Origin of the sequence: Streptomyces sp. GQFP (assembly GCF_021545335.1) — a bacterium.
Taxonomy (GTDB): domain Bacteria; phylum Actinomycetota; class Actinomycetes; order Streptomycetales; family Streptomycetaceae; genus Streptomyces.
Map to the genome: position 1 here is coordinate 5,535,847 of NZ_CP089312.1, position 15,929 is coordinate 5,551,775.

At 69.5% G+C, this 15,929-nt stretch carries 13 protein-coding genes and 2 pseudogenes; 11 read left to right on the forward strand and 4 right to left on the reverse strand.

Annotated features, from left to right (window positions below; all coding sequences use genetic code 11):
* Positions 1–172 precede the first annotated feature (172 nt).
* The 3 genes from LUX31_RS24640 to LUX31_RS24650 all read left to right on the forward strand — a co-directional run bounded on the left by LUX31_RS24640 (position 173) and on the right by LUX31_RS24650 (position 3,403).
* Entirely contained in the window at positions 173–757 is a 585-nt protein-coding gene (locus tag LUX31_RS24640; protein ID WP_235477132.1) for an RsiG family protein, read from the forward strand.
* 264 nt (positions 758–1,021) lie between these two features.
* On the forward strand, positions 1,022–2,293 hold the full coding sequence (locus tag LUX31_RS24645) for a GNAT family N-acetyltransferase (RefSeq protein ID WP_235477133.1): 1,272 nt from the start codon (positions 1,022–1,024) through the stop codon (positions 2,291–2,293).
* 225 nt (positions 2,294–2,518) lie between these two features.
* Positions 2,519–3,403, forward strand: a complete 885-nt coding sequence (locus LUX31_RS24650; protein WP_235477134.1) for a winged helix-turn-helix domain-containing protein — start codon at positions 2,519–2,521, stop codon at positions 3,401–3,403.
* Between the two features lie 25 nt (positions 3,404–3,428).
* Here the strand turns inward: LUX31_RS24650 and LUX31_RS24655 are convergent, their stop codons facing one another.
* Positions 3,429–3,617 carry a hypothetical protein gene (locus LUX31_RS24655; protein ID WP_164416855.1) on the reverse strand — a complete coding sequence of 63 codons (189 nt, stop codon included), beginning with the start codon at positions 3,615–3,617 and terminating at the stop codon, positions 3,429–3,431.
* A 167-nt stretch (positions 3,618–3,784) separates the two neighbouring features.
* Here LUX31_RS24655 and LUX31_RS24660 point away from each other — a divergent pair, with 167 nt between their 5' ends.
* Together LUX31_RS24660 and LUX31_RS24665 are read left to right on the forward strand one after the other, a co-directional pair.
* Positions 3,785–4,684 carry a GntR family transcriptional regulator gene (locus LUX31_RS24660; RefSeq protein WP_235477135.1) on the forward strand — a complete coding sequence of 300 codons (900 nt, stop codon included), beginning with the start codon at positions 3,785–3,787 and terminating at the stop codon, positions 4,682–4,684.
* 44 nt (positions 4,685–4,728) lie between these two features.
* On the forward strand, positions 4,729–5,463 hold the full coding sequence (locus LUX31_RS24665; RefSeq protein WP_235477136.1) for an HAD family hydrolase: 735 nt from the start codon (positions 4,729–4,731) through the stop codon (positions 5,461–5,463).
* Here the strand turns inward: LUX31_RS24665 and LUX31_RS24670 are convergent.
* On the reverse strand, positions 5,454–5,636 hold the full coding sequence (locus tag LUX31_RS24670) for a hypothetical protein (RefSeq protein WP_235477137.1): 183 nt from the start codon (positions 5,634–5,636) through the stop codon (positions 5,454–5,456). The genes LUX31_RS24665 and LUX31_RS24670 overlap by 10 nt on opposite strands.
* A 176-nt stretch (positions 5,637–5,812) precedes the next feature.
* On the opposite strand from LUX31_RS24670, the gene LUX31_RS24675 reads away from it, so the two are divergent.
* Positions 5,813–6,790, forward strand: a complete 978-nt coding sequence (locus LUX31_RS24675) for a winged helix-turn-helix domain-containing protein (RefSeq protein ID WP_235477138.1) — start codon at positions 5,813–5,815, stop codon at positions 6,788–6,790.
* A gap of 122 nt (positions 6,791–6,912) precedes the next feature.
* Here LUX31_RS24675 and LUX31_RS24680 read toward each other — a convergent pair.
* Positions 6,913–7,665, reverse strand: a pseudogene (locus LUX31_RS24680) (HAD family hydrolase); the annotation flags it as partial.
* 183 nt (positions 7,666–7,848) lie between these two features.
* On the opposite strand from LUX31_RS24680, the gene LUX31_RS24685 reads away from it, so the two are divergent.
* From LUX31_RS24685 to LUX31_RS24700, 4 genes are all read left to right on the forward strand, one after another.
* Entirely contained in the window at positions 7,849–8,952 is a 1,104-nt protein-coding gene (locus tag LUX31_RS24685) for an aminoglycoside phosphotransferase family protein (RefSeq protein ID WP_235477139.1), read from the forward strand.
* Between the two features lie 254 nt (positions 8,953–9,206).
* Positions 9,207–11,222 (forward strand): aminoglycoside phosphotransferase family protein, encoded by a 2,016-nt coding sequence (locus LUX31_RS24690; protein WP_235477140.1) that lies wholly within the window; start codon positions 9,207–9,209, stop codon positions 11,220–11,222.
* A gap of 78 nt (positions 11,223–11,300) precedes the next feature.
* Positions 11,301–11,978 (forward strand): TetR/AcrR family transcriptional regulator, encoded by a 678-nt coding sequence (locus LUX31_RS24695; RefSeq protein WP_235477141.1) that lies wholly within the window; start codon positions 11,301–11,303, stop codon positions 11,976–11,978.
* 41 nt (positions 11,979–12,019) lie between these two features.
* Positions 12,020–14,140 (forward strand): HelD family protein, encoded by a 2,121-nt coding sequence (locus LUX31_RS24700; RefSeq protein ID WP_235477142.1) that lies wholly within the window; start codon positions 12,020–12,022, stop codon positions 14,138–14,140.
* A gap of 76 nt (positions 14,141–14,216) precedes the next feature.
* Here LUX31_RS24700 and LUX31_RS24705 read toward each other — a convergent pair.
* Positions 14,217–15,064: pseudogene (locus LUX31_RS24705) on the reverse strand (nitroreductase/quinone reductase family protein).
* A 199-nt stretch (positions 15,065–15,263) separates the two neighbouring features.
* Between LUX31_RS24705 and LUX31_RS24710 the strand changes: the two are divergent.
* On the forward strand, positions 15,264–15,803 hold the full coding sequence (locus LUX31_RS24710; protein WP_235477143.1) for an HAD domain-containing protein: 540 nt from the start codon (positions 15,264–15,266) through the stop codon (positions 15,801–15,803).
* The last annotated feature ends 126 nt before the right edge of the window (positions 15,804–15,929 follow it).

A 15,929-nucleotide genomic window follows, 5' to 3' on the forward strand; every position in this document is an offset into this window, starting at 1 on the left:
TCATGCCGTGGTCGTGCCGCGCGGTCGTCGTGGGCCTGTCGCAGGTCTGTCGGGGGATTCTTTTTGATCCTTAAGCCCCTATCTGGGGCCGTTCGGGGGCACTCGGTCACATAGCGGCCACTTGGGGTGGCACGATGCTCCCATTCGCCTGTCGAGGGGACGGTAGAGGCACATGAGCACACCGAGTACCGGGCGGCCTCATACGGCCGCCGCCGTCGCTCCGGCGACTTCGATCGGTTCGTTGCTGGCCACCGAGCCGCCCACGCACGACCTCACCGTGCTGCGGCTGACCGAACTGCGCGCCCTGCGCCGGGACGCCCAGCGGGACGAGGCCGACCTCAGTTACGTACGGCGGCTGCTGCAGGGGCGTATCGACATCCTGCGCGCGGAGCTGGCGCGGCGCGGGCCCACGTCCGTGGTCGCGGTGGGGGAGGGGTCGGTCGTCGAGCGGCTGTCGGAGATCCTCACGGACGCGCCGGCGCGGCAGCGGTCGTCCGCGCGGCATGTGACGCTCGGGACGCCGCACAGTGAGGAGTACGGGCGGCTGGCGGCGGAGATGCTCGCCGAGGTCGAGCTGTCGGATCTGGACGCGCGTACGGATCCGGAGCTTACGGCGGCGATGGGGAGGTTGGTGGGGTACGAGCAGCAGGTTTCGCGGCGGCGGCAGGGGTTGCAGCGGACGGCGGACGACTGCAGCGGGGAGATCGCGCGGCGGTACCGGGAGGGTGAGGCACAGGTGGAGGACCTGCTGATCTGAGGGTGCGGCAAGGATTTTTTCGCCCCCGCCGCCCCTACCCGTCCCATCCCGTTCCTGGGGGCTGCGCCCCCAGACCCCCGCTGTCGGCCTGAACGGCCTCGTCCTCAAACGCCGGACGGGCTGGATATGCCTGGGTATCTCAGCCCCTCCGGCGTTTGAGGAGCGGGGGTTCGGGGGCAGCGCCCCCGAGGATGGGACGGGTAGGGGCGGCGGGGGCGAAAAAATCCGCGCGACACCCCCGCGCCCTCCCCCTAGCCTGGCCCCATGACCCCCCGTGACGCCATCGACATACGCCCCGTCAGCGAAGACGGGCTCCGGGAGTGGACCCGGGCCCTGAGCACCGGGTTTCTTCGGTCGCCCGAGGTCAGTGATGTGGAGCTGGAGGCGCGGCACGGCGGGTTTCTGCCGGGGCGGACGCTCGGTGCGTTTGATGGCGGGCGATGTGTCGCTACCTTCCGTTCGTTTCCGCAGGAATTGAGTGTCGGCGGCGGCGCTACCGTCCCCGCCGACGCCATCTCCAACGTCTCCGTCTCCCCCACCCACCGCCGCCGAGGCATCCTCACCCGCATGATGACCCAGGACCTCGCCGCCGCGAAGGACCGCGGGGACGTCGTCGCGACCCTGATCGCCGCCGAGTACCCGATCTACGGACGGTACGGCTTCGGCCCCGCCGCCTGGACCTCCGAGTGGACCATCGACGTACCGCGCACCGGCCTCGACCCCCGCTGGGCGGGCCCGACGGACGGCGGCCGTATCGACCTCGTGGACGGGGAGGACGTACGGAAACTGGGACCCGAACTGCACGCGCGGCTCGTGCGGCAGCAGCCGGGCGCCGTCAGCCGTGACGAGCGCTGGTGGCAGGTCAACACGGGCGTGGTGCGGTTCGGGGGGTCCTGGGACGAGCCCTTCTACGCCGTCTACCGTTCGGCGGACGGGGAGGTCGACGGGCTTGTCTCCTACGAGGCCGACGACAAGTGGGAGGCCAAGCAGCCGCAGGACACCGCCGATGTGAACTGGCTGATCGCCGCGACCCCGGCCGCCGAGCGCGCCCTGTGGCAGTACCTCTGCTCGATCGACTGGATCACCAAGGTCAAGACCGGCTGGCGGGCCCCGGACGATCTGCTCCCCTTCTTCCTGCCGGACCCGCGCGCCGCCAGGCTCACCGCGCACGCGGACTGGCTGTGGGTGCGGATCCTGGATGTCGTACGGGCTCTGGAGGCTCGTCCCTACGACAGCCACGAAGGGGCAGGCAGCCGCGGACTTGTCCTCGACGTCGTCGACGCGGGCGGGTTCGCCGGTGGGCGGTACCGGCTGGACGTGTCCGGCGAGGGGGTCGGGTCCTGTACCCCGGGTAGTCGCGACGCCGCCGAACTCACCCTCGATGTGCGGGAGTTGGCCGCGCTGTGGCTCGGTGACGAGTCGGCCGTGCGGCTTGCCGCGTTGGGGCGGGTGCGGGAAGAACGAGCGGGCGCCGCCCGAGTGGCCGACGCCCTGCTGCGTACGTCCAGGCGCCCTTGGTGCCCGGACATCTTCTGATCCGACCTCTCTTCCCCAACTCGTGGGTGGCTGCCGAGCTCCAGGCTCCCCTCCGGAGAAGAGTTCGGCAGCCAACCTGCTGAAGGTTTGACCATGTTGCTGAAGTTGGTGGTCATTGGTATTCATTGGCAGCCAACTTCACTGTACTTATCTCCACTTGGAGGCGTCTCATAACCACCTTCACTGGAACTGCCCAAAGATGGCGAGAAGTTGTAGTGTTTGGTTGTGGAGCCTCAGAGGTCACACCGCGAGGTGGCCGACGCCCTGCGCACCCGGATCAGGACCGGTGAGCTGCGGCCCGGCCAGCGCATGCCCACCCAGGCCAGGCTGGCCGAGGAGTTCGGCGTCGAGCGGGGTGCCGTACGCGAGGCGTTGCGCATCCTGCACGCCGAGCGGCTGCTGACCAACGTCAGCAAGGGGAGTCCGGCGACGGTCGCGCCCGATCCCGGACCCGCGCTGACCGGCCCCGCCGCCCCGCCGCTGCCCACCACCGTCGCCCTCGCACCCCGTATCGAGGCCGCCTTCGCGGTGCCGCACGTCGCCATCGACGCCCTGTGTCTGACGGCCGTCTCACTCACCCTCGCCATCGGTGAGCCGCTGCGGCAGATCCACACCGGACGACTGAATCCGGCCAGGATCGACGTCCGGGTGCTGCTGCCGAGCCGGGACATCGACCTCGCGTGGCCGGCGCCCGTGGCCCTGGCTGACGGCTCCCCGGCCGGGTCCGAGGCCACCAGCCTGCTGCAGCGCCGCTGGCTGGCCCAGCGCAACGCCCAGGGGCAGGTGCTCCGGCACAATCTGCTGGCCCTGCGCGCCACGCACGGTATCGACGTGCGCGTCTCCTTCCGGGCCCTCCCGTTCACGCCACCGGTGAAGCTGTACCTGCTGAACGAGTCGGAGGCGCTCTTCGCGTACTACACGCTGAAGAGGCGTGCGGCGGAGATCGACCACGAGCAGGTGGAGATGTACGACGCCGAGGGCGTCCGGTCGATGCTGTTCGCGTTCGAGCAGGGTGCCGGACTCCGGGACACGACGTTCGTGGAGCAGTCGCACCTGTGGTTCAACGCGCTGTGGGAGACGATCAGTTCGGAGCTGACGCTCACGGACTGAGGTCTCCCGCAGCGGTCGGTGACGGTCACAGGGCGGGGCCGGTGACCAGCAGGGCGAGGACCACCGCCCCGATTGAGCTGATGGTCGCGTTCCGGGCCTTGATGCCTATGGTGAGCAGGAGCAGACCGACGACACCGGAAGTGCCGTACTGCCAGCTGACGAACTGCTGGAAGCCGCTGATGAAGACGGCGGCGAGGAGGGCGATGGCGGGCATGGTGGTTCCTCCTTCGGTGCGGTGTCGCGGGGATGGCAGGAAGGAGGCAAAACTTCCGCCAACTTGGTCGAGTTGGCAACCAACTCTGAGTATGTTGTCCCCACTTGGCCCCTAGTCATAAACAACTTTCAAACAACTCCCCATAGATGGATCGAAGTTGTAGCGTTTTGGTCGTGACCCAGGAGAACGTGGCAGTGAACGGCAGCAGAAGACAGTCGCCCCGGCAGTCGCCCCAGGAGATCGCCGACGCCCTGCGTGACCGCATCCGCAGTGGCGGCCTGCGGCCGGGCGACAGGCTGCCCACTCAGGCCGAGCTGGCCGAGGAGTTCGGGGTCGAGCGGGGTGCCGTACGGGAGGCGCTGCGCGTCCTGCACTCCGAGCAGCTGCTCACCAACGTCAGCAAGGGCAGCCCGCCGCGGGTCGCCGCGATGACCCTGCCCCGGGAAGGGCCCCAGCCGACGATGGTGGGGCTGGCGCCGCGGCTGACGGAGGCGTTCTCGGCGCCGCACGTCCGGATCGACGCGGCCTGTCTCACCGCGGAGACCCTGATGCTGGCCGTCGGCGAACCGGTCCGGCTGATCCACGAGGGCCGCCTGCGCCCCCAGTCGATCGACGTACGCATCCTGCTGCCGTCCCGGGACATCACCCTGGCCTTCCCGGTCCCCGTCGACGACACCGGCGACGCCGCCGAGGCCCCAGTCCACCAGCGCTGGCTCGCCCAGCGCAACGCCCAGGGGCACGTCCTGCGGCACAACCTGCTGGCCCTGCGCTCCTCGCACGGCATCGACGTACGGGTGACGTTCAGGGCGCTGCCGTTCACCCCGCCGGTGAAGCTGTATCTGCTCAACGAGACCGAGGCGCTCATCGCGTACTACATGATCGCCCGCCGCGAGGAGGCCGTGGAGAGCGGGGTCACGCTCGACATGTACGACGCCCTCGGCACCGAGTCGCTGCTCTTCTCGTTCGGCAAGGGGGCAGGTGAACGGGACACGGCGTTCGTCGAGCAATCCCAGAAGTGGTTCGACGCCCTCTGGGAAACCATCACTTCGGACCTGACACTCTCCTAGTGACCTCTGATACGACACAGACCGAACCGGCAGCCGCAGAGACCGTGAACGAGATCGATAACGACCTGGTGGAGAGCCTGCGGCAAGTGATCGCACCCGCGCGAGTGGTCCTCTGGGACTTCGACGGGCCGATCTGCCGGCTGTTCGCGGGCTATTCGGCCGAGCGGGTGGCGATCCGGCTGGTCGACTGGCTCGAAGGCCGGGGGCTGCACGGCCTGTTGACGGACCGGGAACTCGAATCCCTTGATCCGCACCAGGTGTTGCGCGCCGTCGACCTCAGACACTCCGGCAGCGACCTGGTGGCGGAGCTGGAGGAACGCCTCACCCAGGAGGAACTCCGGGCGGTACCCAGGTCGATGCCCACGCCGTACGCCGACATCCTGATACAGACCTGGAAGGCCGTCGGATCCAGACTCGCGATCACCACCAACAACTCCCCGAGAGTGGTGCGCACTTACCTCGACGTGCGCAATCTGACCAGCTGCTTCACCCCGCACGTCTACGGCCGCACCCAGGACCTCCATCTCCTCAAGCCGGACCCGCACTGCCTCAACCGCGCCCTGAACGCGATGGGCGCGGCCCCGTCCGCGGCCCTGATGATCGGCGACACCCCCTCGGACTACTTCGCCGCACGCGAGGCCGGGGTGCCCTTCCTGGGCTACGCGCGTAACGAGGAGAAGGAGAAGGCGCTCAGGGCAGCGGGTGCGGAAACGATGGTGGCCTCGTTGGCGCCGGTGCTACGGGCGGTCCACAGGCAGGCGCGGGCCGGTCAGGCCTGAGTCATCAGCAGCGCGAACACCACGGCCGCGCCCACGGCCAGGCCGTTGTGACGCGACCTGATTCCGACGAAGATCGTGCTCAGCAGGATCAGGCCGAAGAGCCCGAGCCGTAGCTGCGCCAGCATGCTCAACGCGAACTGGCATAACGCGTACAGCACTTGAAGAAGAAGCATGTCCCCCACCCGCACCTTCCACAGCAGTCAATCACTCAACTTGCCGTCCAATTGGACTGGTTGCCCTTCGAGACTGGTCTTCCCGGGGAGGGAGATCCCTTAACTACCCTGCTCAAGTGGTTGGTTGGTTGACGCAAATTGGTGTGGCCGCGGTCCGGAAGAGGTACGGTCGATTTGTGGGTGAGCAACAGGACAACCAGCGTGGCACCGAGGGCGGCGGCAGGGAGTTCGAGCGGATCCTGGCCGAACTGATCCTCCGTATGTCCGGCGACGAGGGGACGCCCGCGCTCTATCCACTGGGCTCCCTGCTGCCTCCCCAGCGTGAACTCGCCCAGGAGTTCGGGGTGTCCCGGGACACCGTCCAGCGGGTGCTGCGCGTGCTCACCGACCGGAACCTGATCGAGTCCCGGCAGGGCAGCGGCTCCCGGGTGATCGCCGTACCGGAGCCCGCGCCGCGTACGGCCAGCACCCAGTCGGGCGGCGCGGTACGGCTCGCGCGTCCCGGGCGTACGACCCTGGCCCCGCACATCCGTGAGGCGTTCACGAAGCCCGAAGTCACCCTGGACGTCTTCACGTTGACGTCCGAGTCCCTGCAGGGGCACATCTGGCTCCAGGCGGAACGGATCAGGACCGGGGAGATCGCCGCCCCGCGGAGCATCGCCCTGCGCATGCTGCTGCCCACCGACGATCTGCCGCTGCCGTATCCGCGGGCCAAGGGCGACGCGGCCGACACCCGCCCCGTGGACCGGCTCCGGGCCATCACCAGCCGGCACGAGACCTCGCTGCGCCATGTGCTGGGCATGCTGCGGGCGGAAGGGCTGGTGGAGAACGTCGAGGTGGCGATCCGGCGGGTGCCGATCGTCCCGGCGTTCAAGCTCTATCTGCTCAACGGCACGGACGCGCTGTTCGGAATGTACGAGGTGGTCGAGCGCCCCATCGTGCTGGAGGACGAGACGAAACCCCTTGCCGCGATCGACGTCGTCGGGATCGGCGCCACCCTCATGCACTATGTGCGGGGCGGGGAGTCCCCGGAATCCGGGTCGTCGGATTCCGGCGGATCGGATTCCGGTGGTCCGGAATCCCAGGGGTCGGTGTTCGTGGCGAGTATGCAGTCCTGGTTCGACTCGGTCTGGACACTCCTCGCGAAGGACTGACCGCCCGGGGGTGATTCCGTGACCGCTTCGACGACCGGTGCGTGCGTGGCGACCACGAAATCCGCTCCCTGGCCCAGCATTTCGCGCGCCCGGTCGCCGTACGGGGTGAATCCCAGGAAACGTACGCCCGCCGCGACGGCCGCCGTCAGATCCGTCAACTGGTCGCCGATGAGCAGGACTTGCTCCGGCTTCGGGTCGCCGAGCATGCGTAATGCCCGCCGGATCGAATCCGGATGGGGTTTCATCAGCCGGGGATCGTGCGGATCGCGTCCGCAGATCGCCTCGAACCGCCGTAGCAGACCGACCCGTTGGAGGTATTCCCGTACGGGACCCTCCGCATTGTTGCTCACGATCGCCAGGGGTTTTCCGCGGGCGTGCAGCGCTTCGACGAGGTCGCTCGCGCCGGCCGTCTCCCGGGCGAGACGCACCGCCGAACGCACCGCGGCGTATTCGTGCCTCTCGACGATCTCGTCCGCCCAGTCGAGCGGTCCGTCGAGGGCGGGCGCGTGCCGGTCCGCCATGGCGGCGAGCCGGCGGAGGATGCCGTGCGAGTCGGCGCAGTCCCGGACGTCCTCGTCCAACCCGGTGCCGGGCCACGCCTGTTCCGCCCGGGCCTTGACCTCGTCGGCGATGTGCCCGGTGGAGGCGCCGCCGAACAGGTCGCAGAGGGGGCCGTCGAAGTCGATCAACACCGTGTGTGTGTCGCGCAACAGGGCGCGCAGGCGGTGCGGGTCCTGGGCGCGGGGGTCACCGGGGGCGCCACTCATGAGTCTCCTCGTTCGTCGGAATGTACGTCGGGCGCGCACCTGGCGCTCAATCGCCCGGTGCGGGGACACCGATGCGGGCGGGGGATCGGCTTCTGGCAACATGCTCATTCACGGAGGGGTGGAGGAGTACCGTGCATCACTCCTCCACCATGGATGTGGGCCCTGTGGGTTTCATCGGTGCGGGACCGTCGGTGCGGGTCACGAGGGGTGCCGGGAAAGGGCCCCACGGGTTCCGGGGGGCGAGGCGGGTCCTCACGGATCCTCATGTGTCCTCAGGCAAGAGAGCGGGCGATGTCAGCCGAACGAGTGTCTCCGGCTCCGGAGCGAGCCGTCGATGTGACCCCCGTGAACGCCGTCCAGGAGACGTTCCAGGGCTACCACCACGTGACGCATGTGATCCCGCTCCCCGGGGCCGCCCCGGACGGCAGCCGGATGCGCGGCAAGGTCCGTGAGCCGCGCGCCAACCTGCTCTGGTTCGACCGGCGTTGCTTCGTCTCGGAGGAGCAGCTGCTGGGTGACCTCCAGAGGCGCGTCGACGGCATTCCCGAGCTGATCGAGGCCGGGGACATGCGGTTGCAGCGGTTCATCGAGGGCCGGACGCTGGCCGCGCGCCACCGCTCGGGCCGGGAGGTCCCCGGCGAGGTCGTCGACCAGATCCTCGCGCTCTTCGCGCAGATGCTCGCCATCTCGGCGGACACCCTGAGAACGCCCCGTGTGTGCGTGCCCGAGGACCGGGCCACCGACCCCAACAGCTCGGAGTTCCTGGAACGGCTCATCACCTTCGCCGAGGAGCGCGTCTACCGGGAGAATCTCGAGGACTTCAAGTCCCTCTTCGACGCGTTGGGTATCGAAGCCGACTCCTTCAAGAAACTCAGAAAGAACGTTTTGGACTTGACCGAACGTCCCTTTTGTCTGCTCCATGCCGATCTGCACCGGGAGAACCTCATCCTGGACCGGGAGAACCGGCTCTGGACGATCGACTGGGAACTGGCGATGTTCGGCGATCCGCTCTATGACCTGGCCACGCATCTCTATCTGATGCGATATCCGGAAGCTCAGCGGAACTCCCTCGCCGAGCGCTGGAGTTCACTCGCCGAGAAGATCAGGCCGGGTAGCGCGAAGAACTGGGAAGCGGACCTCCCGAAAATCATGGACTTCAAGCGGGCGCAGTCCGTATTCACCGATTCCATTCGTGCCACACAGATCCTGGTCTCCGGTACGAGGTTCAACTGGGCGCTTCTCTATCGCGAGGCCTCGAAGGTGCACAAGGCCCTTGTGGGCGCGGAGGAGCCCTTGGGGCTCTCGGGCGTACCGACTATTCGGCATGTCGGGAAAGCGCTTGTGCGCTGGCACCGGGAACGGGACGGGCGGAAAAGGGAAATCCCCTTCTCGTAAGCTCGTTTGAGTGACTCCTGCACCATGGGCCACAGAAGTGCTCTATCGTCAGTGGCCCCTGGTTCGGAGCGCTGAGCACAACAGGATCTCCATTGGGTGCACATCCCGCCCGGCAGCCCACCGTGTACCGGCAGTTCGTGGAACTGGCCCGCCGCGATGGAAAGCTTTACAACGGGCAACACAACCTGAATTTCGTTCATCTTCTTACCCCGGAGATGGCCCGGCTCGTTTCCCTCAATGAGGGGACGGAGGTCATGGTCCGGATACCCAGACGCGACGTGCCGAGCGTGACGGTCAAGACCTGGCCGTTCGAGGAGGCCGCGATTCTCGTCGCCATCAAGGACGTCGTGCCGGGCGCGCCGATGTGTCTGATGGAGGACTGGGGCGAGTCCGAGCTGTACACCTTCGCGTTGGGCGCGGAGCTGTCCGCGTTCCACCGTGACGGCACCCCCGTCAACGGCAAGTTGATCGCGGCGATGACCGGCGTACTGGCACTTCTGCCGCTGGTGCCCCTGGACGCCCTGCCCCGGCTGCCCGCCAACTGGCCCGAGAGCGGCGACAGCCGGGGCTTCCTGCGGCATCTCGCCGGCCTCGCCGACCGGGACATCCGGCAGGCCAATCTGCCTGTCCACGGCCCGCTGTTCCGGATGCTGGGCATCCCCGACGACGGTCTGACGACGCTGGCCGCCCGGCTGCCCGCGATGACCTCCCGGCCGTACAGCCTCCTGCACGGCGATCTGCACCGCGGCAACGTGATCATTCCGTTCGTCTGTGACTCGCCGGTGCGTGTCGTCGACTGGGAACTCGCCACGTACGGCGACCCGTTGCACGATCTCGCCGTCCATCTGGTGCGGACGCGCTACCCCGCGTACCAGGAGAAGCAGGTGATCGCCCGCTGGGCGGAGGCGATGGCGCGGACCAGTCCGCAGTCGGTGCGCGGGCTGCACGAGGACCTGTGCCACTACCTCGACTTCGAACACGCCCAGTCCGTCTACCCGGACGTGATCCGCGCGGCGCACGAGCTGGAGAGGTCGCCCGACCGGCAGCACCTCGCGGACGCTGTGCACCGGGTGCACCGGGCGCTGACGGTGGCCGCCGGCCCGCTCGCCATGCGGGACGTGCCGGACCCGGCGGAGATCGCGGACGTGCTGGACCGGTGGACGCGCTTCAGGTGCGGCACGCCGGTCGGCGGCGGTCGCGCGACGGAGTCCGTCGGCTGGCGGCCGGAGCGCGGCCACCCCGACCTGGACGACTTCACCGACGCCCATGTCGCCGACGCGCTGCTCGCGGAGCGCTCGGTGCCCGACCGCGCCGTGCACAGGGGTACGGCGTATGTGAACTCGGTGGTGCGGGTGCCCGGCCGGTGCACCCCGGTCGTCATCCGCCGCCGTGCCGAGGGCCGCTGCCCCCGGCGTGAACAGGGCGTGCTGACCGAGCACTTGGTGCTCCGGCAGATCGAGCGCGCGAAGGTCGGCGTGGCGGTGCCGGGGCTGCTGGCCCTGGGCGACGACGGCGACCCGGCGGGCCCCTTCGCCGTGCACACGTACGTCGGTCAGGGCGACGGCAGCGCACCGCCGGAGCACCCGGTGGACGGCCTCAGGCCGCACGAGGCCGACGACCTGGTCGACCAGCTCTGCGAACTCACCCGCGTCGACTACCGCGGTCTCGACCCGACGGCGACCGACGACGGCTTCTACGAGCTGCTGACGGACCGTCTCGTACGCATGGTCGAGTCGCTGCCCGACAAGTCGCGCCGGCTCGCCGAGGAGTACGGGCTGCCCGGCCCGGAGCGCCTCGGCCGGATCCTGTCCCGCTACCGGACCGGCCCGCGCACCCCGACCCTGCTGCACGGCGACCTGCACGCCTGGAACCTCGTACGCCTGAACGAGGAAAGGTTCGCTCTGTCCCTCATCGACTGGGAGCTGGCGATGGTCGGCGATCCGCTGTACGACCTGGTCCGCCACCACCACCTCACCCGGGCCGACCGGGTCGTGCAGGACCACATGCTGCGCCGCTGGGAGGGGACCCTGTCGGTGGACCACACCCGGGACTGGCAGCGCGACCGGCCGACGTACGAGCGGCTGGAGACAGTCCGTTCCGCGTACGTCGACCTGGACCGGCTGGTGACCCGCACCGATCTGGAGGCACCCAATGTCGACCGGGCGGTGGCGTCGGTCAAACGGACCCTGGCCGCCGCCCTGACCAAGCTGGGCCTGGCGCCGGGGCGGACGGCGAACCCTTATCTGCGCCGGGCGTTGCCCATCCAGTGAGGGTTCGTGGGCGTGCCCGGACCCCGTGCATCCTGCACGTTTCCGGGCGTCGGCGCGGTGGTGCGTACTCTCCCTTCCATGGCAGAGATCGGGCTGCGTGAGCGCAAGAAGCGGCAGACGTACCAGAACGTGTCCGACATCGCGATCGGGCTCTTCCTCGAGAAGGGGTTCGACGCGGTCTCCGTCGCGGAGATCGCCGCCGCGGCCGGGATCTCGAAACCGACGCTGTTCCGGTACTTCCCGGCCAAGGAAGACCTCGTCGTGCACCGCTTCGCGGATCACGAGGACGAGGCGGCGCGGGTGGTCCGGGCGGCCTGTGCGGGGGCGGGCGCGGGTACGTCGCCGGTCGACGCGCTGCGCCGGCGGTTCCTCGACGGGCTGAGCCGCGAGGACCCGGTCACCGGCCTCAACGACGCCCCCGGGGTGCTCGCCTTCCACGGTCTGCTCTACGGCACGCCGTCGCTGGTCGCCCGGGCGTACGAGTACCAGCAGCGGTCGGAGGCCGCGCTCGCCTGCGCCCTGGGCGGCACCCTGGCGGCCCGGCTCGCGGCCGGGCAGATCATCGCCGTACAGCGGATCCTCGCGCAGGAGAACTGGCGGCGGATAGCCGCGGGGGAGGCGGTGGAGGCCGTGCGCGGCGACGCGGTCGAGGCGGCCGAGGCGGCGTTCGGGCAGCTGGACGCGGGGCTGCCGTGGCTTCGGGCGGTGGGTGTGGGCTCGGGTGGCGTGGGGAACGCGACTGACAAGACTGGGTAAAATATTTAACTCGGTTACGTTATTTCGGTAGGCTTGCTGGAATGACGCCACCCGACTCCCCGCTCCGCGACGCCCTGCACCGCGAACGTGCCCATCACGACGTCTGCCGTGCCGCCCTCGCCGCGATGATCGCCGGCGCACAGGAGCATGTCGTCACCGGCGAGGACGTCTCCGCCTCCGGGGCGGACGCGGAAGTGCTCGGGTACCAGCTGCGCAGCAAGGCGAAGGAACTGGGCGAACTGCCCGAAGGGCCGTTGTTCTTCGGCCGGTTGGACTTCGGCGAGGGGGATGACGGGGGTGATCACCGTGGCGCGCGCTATCACATCGGGCGGCTGCGGATCTCCGAGCATCCGACCCGCCCGCCCCTCGTCGTGGACTGGCGGGCTCCCGTCTCCCGCGCCTTCTACCAGGCGAGCGCCCGCGATCCACAGGGCGTGGCCGTGCGGCGCCGGTTCGGCTGGGCGCCCGGCAGTACGGGGGACTCCGCGGACCTGACCGGCCTGGAGGACGAGCACCTAGTGGAAGGGGAAGAGCAGCCTGTGGGTGGCGTGGGTGGCGTGGGTGGCGTGGGTGGCGTGGGTGGCGTGGGTGGCGTGGGTGGCGAGGGTGGAGTGGGCGGGCTGGTCGCGCGGGAGATCGCTCGGCCCCGGGTCGGGCCCATGCGGGACATCGCCGCGACGATCCAGCCCGAGCAGGACGATCTCGTACGGGCCGGGCTCGGCGTCTCCGTCTGTGTGCAGGGTGCGCCCGGCACCGGCAAGACGGCTGTCGGGCTGCACCGGGCCGCGTACCTTCTCTACACCCACCCCCAACGCGTCCAGCGCGGCGGCCTGTTGATCCTCGGACCCAACCGCACGTTCCTCTCGTACATCTCGGAGGTGCTGCCCGCCCTCGGCGAGACGGGCGTACGGCAGTCCACGGTCACGGACGAGATCGCGGGCCCGGGCCGTCCGGTGCGGGCGGAGGACGACGAGCGGGCCGCCGCCGTGAAGCACGACGCGCGGATGGCGGAGGTGCTGCGCCGGGCGCTGTACGCACGCGTGGTCACCGAGGGATATCCGAACTCCCTTGAGGTGCCGGACGATTCGTACCGGTGGCGGATCCCTGCGGCCGAGCTGGCGCGGATCGTGGCGGGCGTACGGGCCGAGGAACCGCCGTACGGCGTGGGGCGCGAGCGGGTACGGACGCGGGTGGTGGCCCGTATCCAGCGGGAGGCGGAGCGGCGGGCCGGGGCCCAGTCGAACGGCTGGGTACGGCGGATCGAGCGGGCGCGGCCGGTCGGGGCGTACGTGGAGGCGGTGTGGCCGAGGGTGCGTCCGGAGGAGGTGCTGGCCGAACTCCTCAGCGACGAGCGGGCGTTGGCGCGGGCCGCCGAGGGGCTGCTGGGGGCGGAGGAGCAGCGGGCGGTGCGGTGGGCGCGTCCGCCGAGGTCGTGGAAGTCGGCGCGCTGGTCGGCCGCCGATCTGGTCCTCCTCGACGAGGTCGCCGGTCTGATCGAGCATCCCGAGGGGTACGGCCATGTCGTGATCGACGAGGCGCAGGACCTCTCCCCGATGGAGTGCCGGGTGATCGCGCGCCGGGCGCCCTACGGCTCGCTGACCGTCCTGGGCGACCTGGCCCAGGGCACCACTCCGTGGGCGGCACGGGCCTGGGAGCCCTTGCTGGGCCACCTGGGCAAGCCGGACGCGACGGTGATCCCGCTGACGACCGGGTTCCGGGTGCCGAGGACGGTGGTCGACTTCGCCAACCGGCTGCTGGAGAGGCTGGAGGTGGCGGTGCCGCCGGCTCGATCGCTGCGCGGGGACGGGGAGTTGAGGGTGGTGGAGGCCACGGATGTCGCGGATGTCGCCGGGGAGGTGGTGGCCGCGGTGGGGCGGGCGCTGGAGGGGGAGGGGTCGGTGGGGGTCGTGGCGGCGGAGGGCGAAGTGGCCGCCGTACGGGAGGTGTTGGGCGCGTCGGGGGTGTTGGACGGGGGCCGGGTCGCGGTGATGTCGGCGAAGGCGGTGAAGGGGCTGGAGTGGGACCACGTGGTCGTCATGGAGCCCGCCGCGATCGTGGAGGGGGAGGGGGCGAGCGGGCGGGGGCTGCATCGGCTGTACGTGGTGCTGACGCGGGCGGTGTCACGGCTGGAGGTCGTGCATGGGCGGCCGTTGCCGTTCTGAAGGTGAAGGTGCAGGAGAGGGGTGGGGCGCCTTCGCGGGAGGCGCCCCACTGCCGCTGCTTCAGAACTTCAGAACTTCAGAGCAACGGGATCAACTGCTCTTCCTCGTAGGTGAGATGGGCTTCGAGTTCGAGGGTGAGACGCTCGACCTCCGCCCGGACGGAGGCGGGGTCGGTGTCCTCGCCCTCGCCCTCGCCGGAGAGAGCCCCGCGCAGTTGCTCGACGAGGGCGGCGATCCGCTCGTGCTCGGTGCGCAGGCGTTCCAGGGCGGGGGCCGGGGGTGACGGTCGGCGAGGAAGGGGAACAGGCCGATGTCCTCGCCGGTGTGGTGATTGTGCAGCCCCGCGCAGAAGGTGAGGCAGTTGGCGCGCAACTGGGCGCCGAGGGGCGCGGTGTTGCTGGTCGCTTCGCTCATCTCCTTGCGTATCAGGGCGAGTTCACGCCGGAAGGCGTCGTGGACGACCTTGATGGCCTCGCCCATGCCGGACGCGTTGATACGGGGCGGCCCGTCCTGCGCGATCTCGTACAGGGCGACCACGGGAATGATCCGGTCGGTCTTCTCCTGGTAGGTGGCCCACCCCGGCTCGGCCTCGACGGCACGCGCGAAGATCCGGTCGCGCTCCTCGCGGTCGAGCACGACGGCACGGGCCTCGTACGTGAACACGCCTGACTCGACGGTGACTTGGGGGTGGGCGAGGATGTTGCGGTACCAGTCGGGATGCCTGGAGGAGCCCGCGGCCGAGGCGATGACGAGGACTCGCTCGCCGCCGTCGGGGAGGTAGCCGAGGGGTGTGGTGTGGGGGGTTCCGGTACGGGCGCCGGTGGTGGTGAGGAGAAGGAGACGGGCGCCTTCGAAGTAGCCGCCTACCTGGCCGCGGTTGGCCCGGAACTCGTCGATGACGGGCTGGTTGAAGTCGTTGGGCATGCTCTGCTTTCTGTGCGAGTGGTTTCTCTGTCGGTCACACGGACTCCCCGTGGAAAAGGGGGAAGCCCGTGGAAAGGGGGAAAAGAGAAACCGGCGGGCCCCTGGCCCACCCCGACCTCACTCAGAGGCCGGGCACCCAACTCGCTCACGGCACGAGGCCGACCCGGCAGTCATGGGGATTACGGTATCAAGGGGGGCGATGACGAGCCCCTCCTTTTCTCCGGCCCCGCCCCCTCTCCTCTTCCTGGATGTCGACGGACCGCTGATTCCGTTCGGCGGGACGCCGGAGCAGTATCCGGACGGCTATCCGACGTACAGGCCTGCCCGGCGACCGCGGCTCCCGGCGTCCGAGGCGAACCCTCTGCTGTCCAGGATCGACCCCGCACTCGGGCCTCGACTCGCCGCGCTGGGTTGTGAGTTGGTGTGGGCCACGACCTGGATGGACGAGGCGAACGAGTGTGTCGCGCCGTGGCTGGGGCTGCCGGATCTTCCGGTGGTGGACTGGCCGGATCCGGGCTCCGATGCTCCGCCCGGAGTGCCTGGCGTGCATTGGAAGACTCGCCCCCTTGTCGAGTGGGCGGCCGGGCGGGACTTCGTCTGGCTCGATGACGAGATCGGTGGGGGCGATCGGAGTTGGGTGGCGGCGCACCATCCGGGGCGGGCCCTGTTGCATCGGGTCGACCCCCGGCATGGGCTGCGGGACGCGGACTTCGGGGTCGTGGAGGAGTGGCTGCGTTGATTCAGGGTCCGGATTCGGCTTCAGTTCCGGCTTCGGCTCCGGGTGCTTACTCCTTCGTCATCGAAGTGGTTGTGGCACGCGTACTACTCTGTGGCTCCTGAACAGCTGTGCGGCACAGGGGTTTTG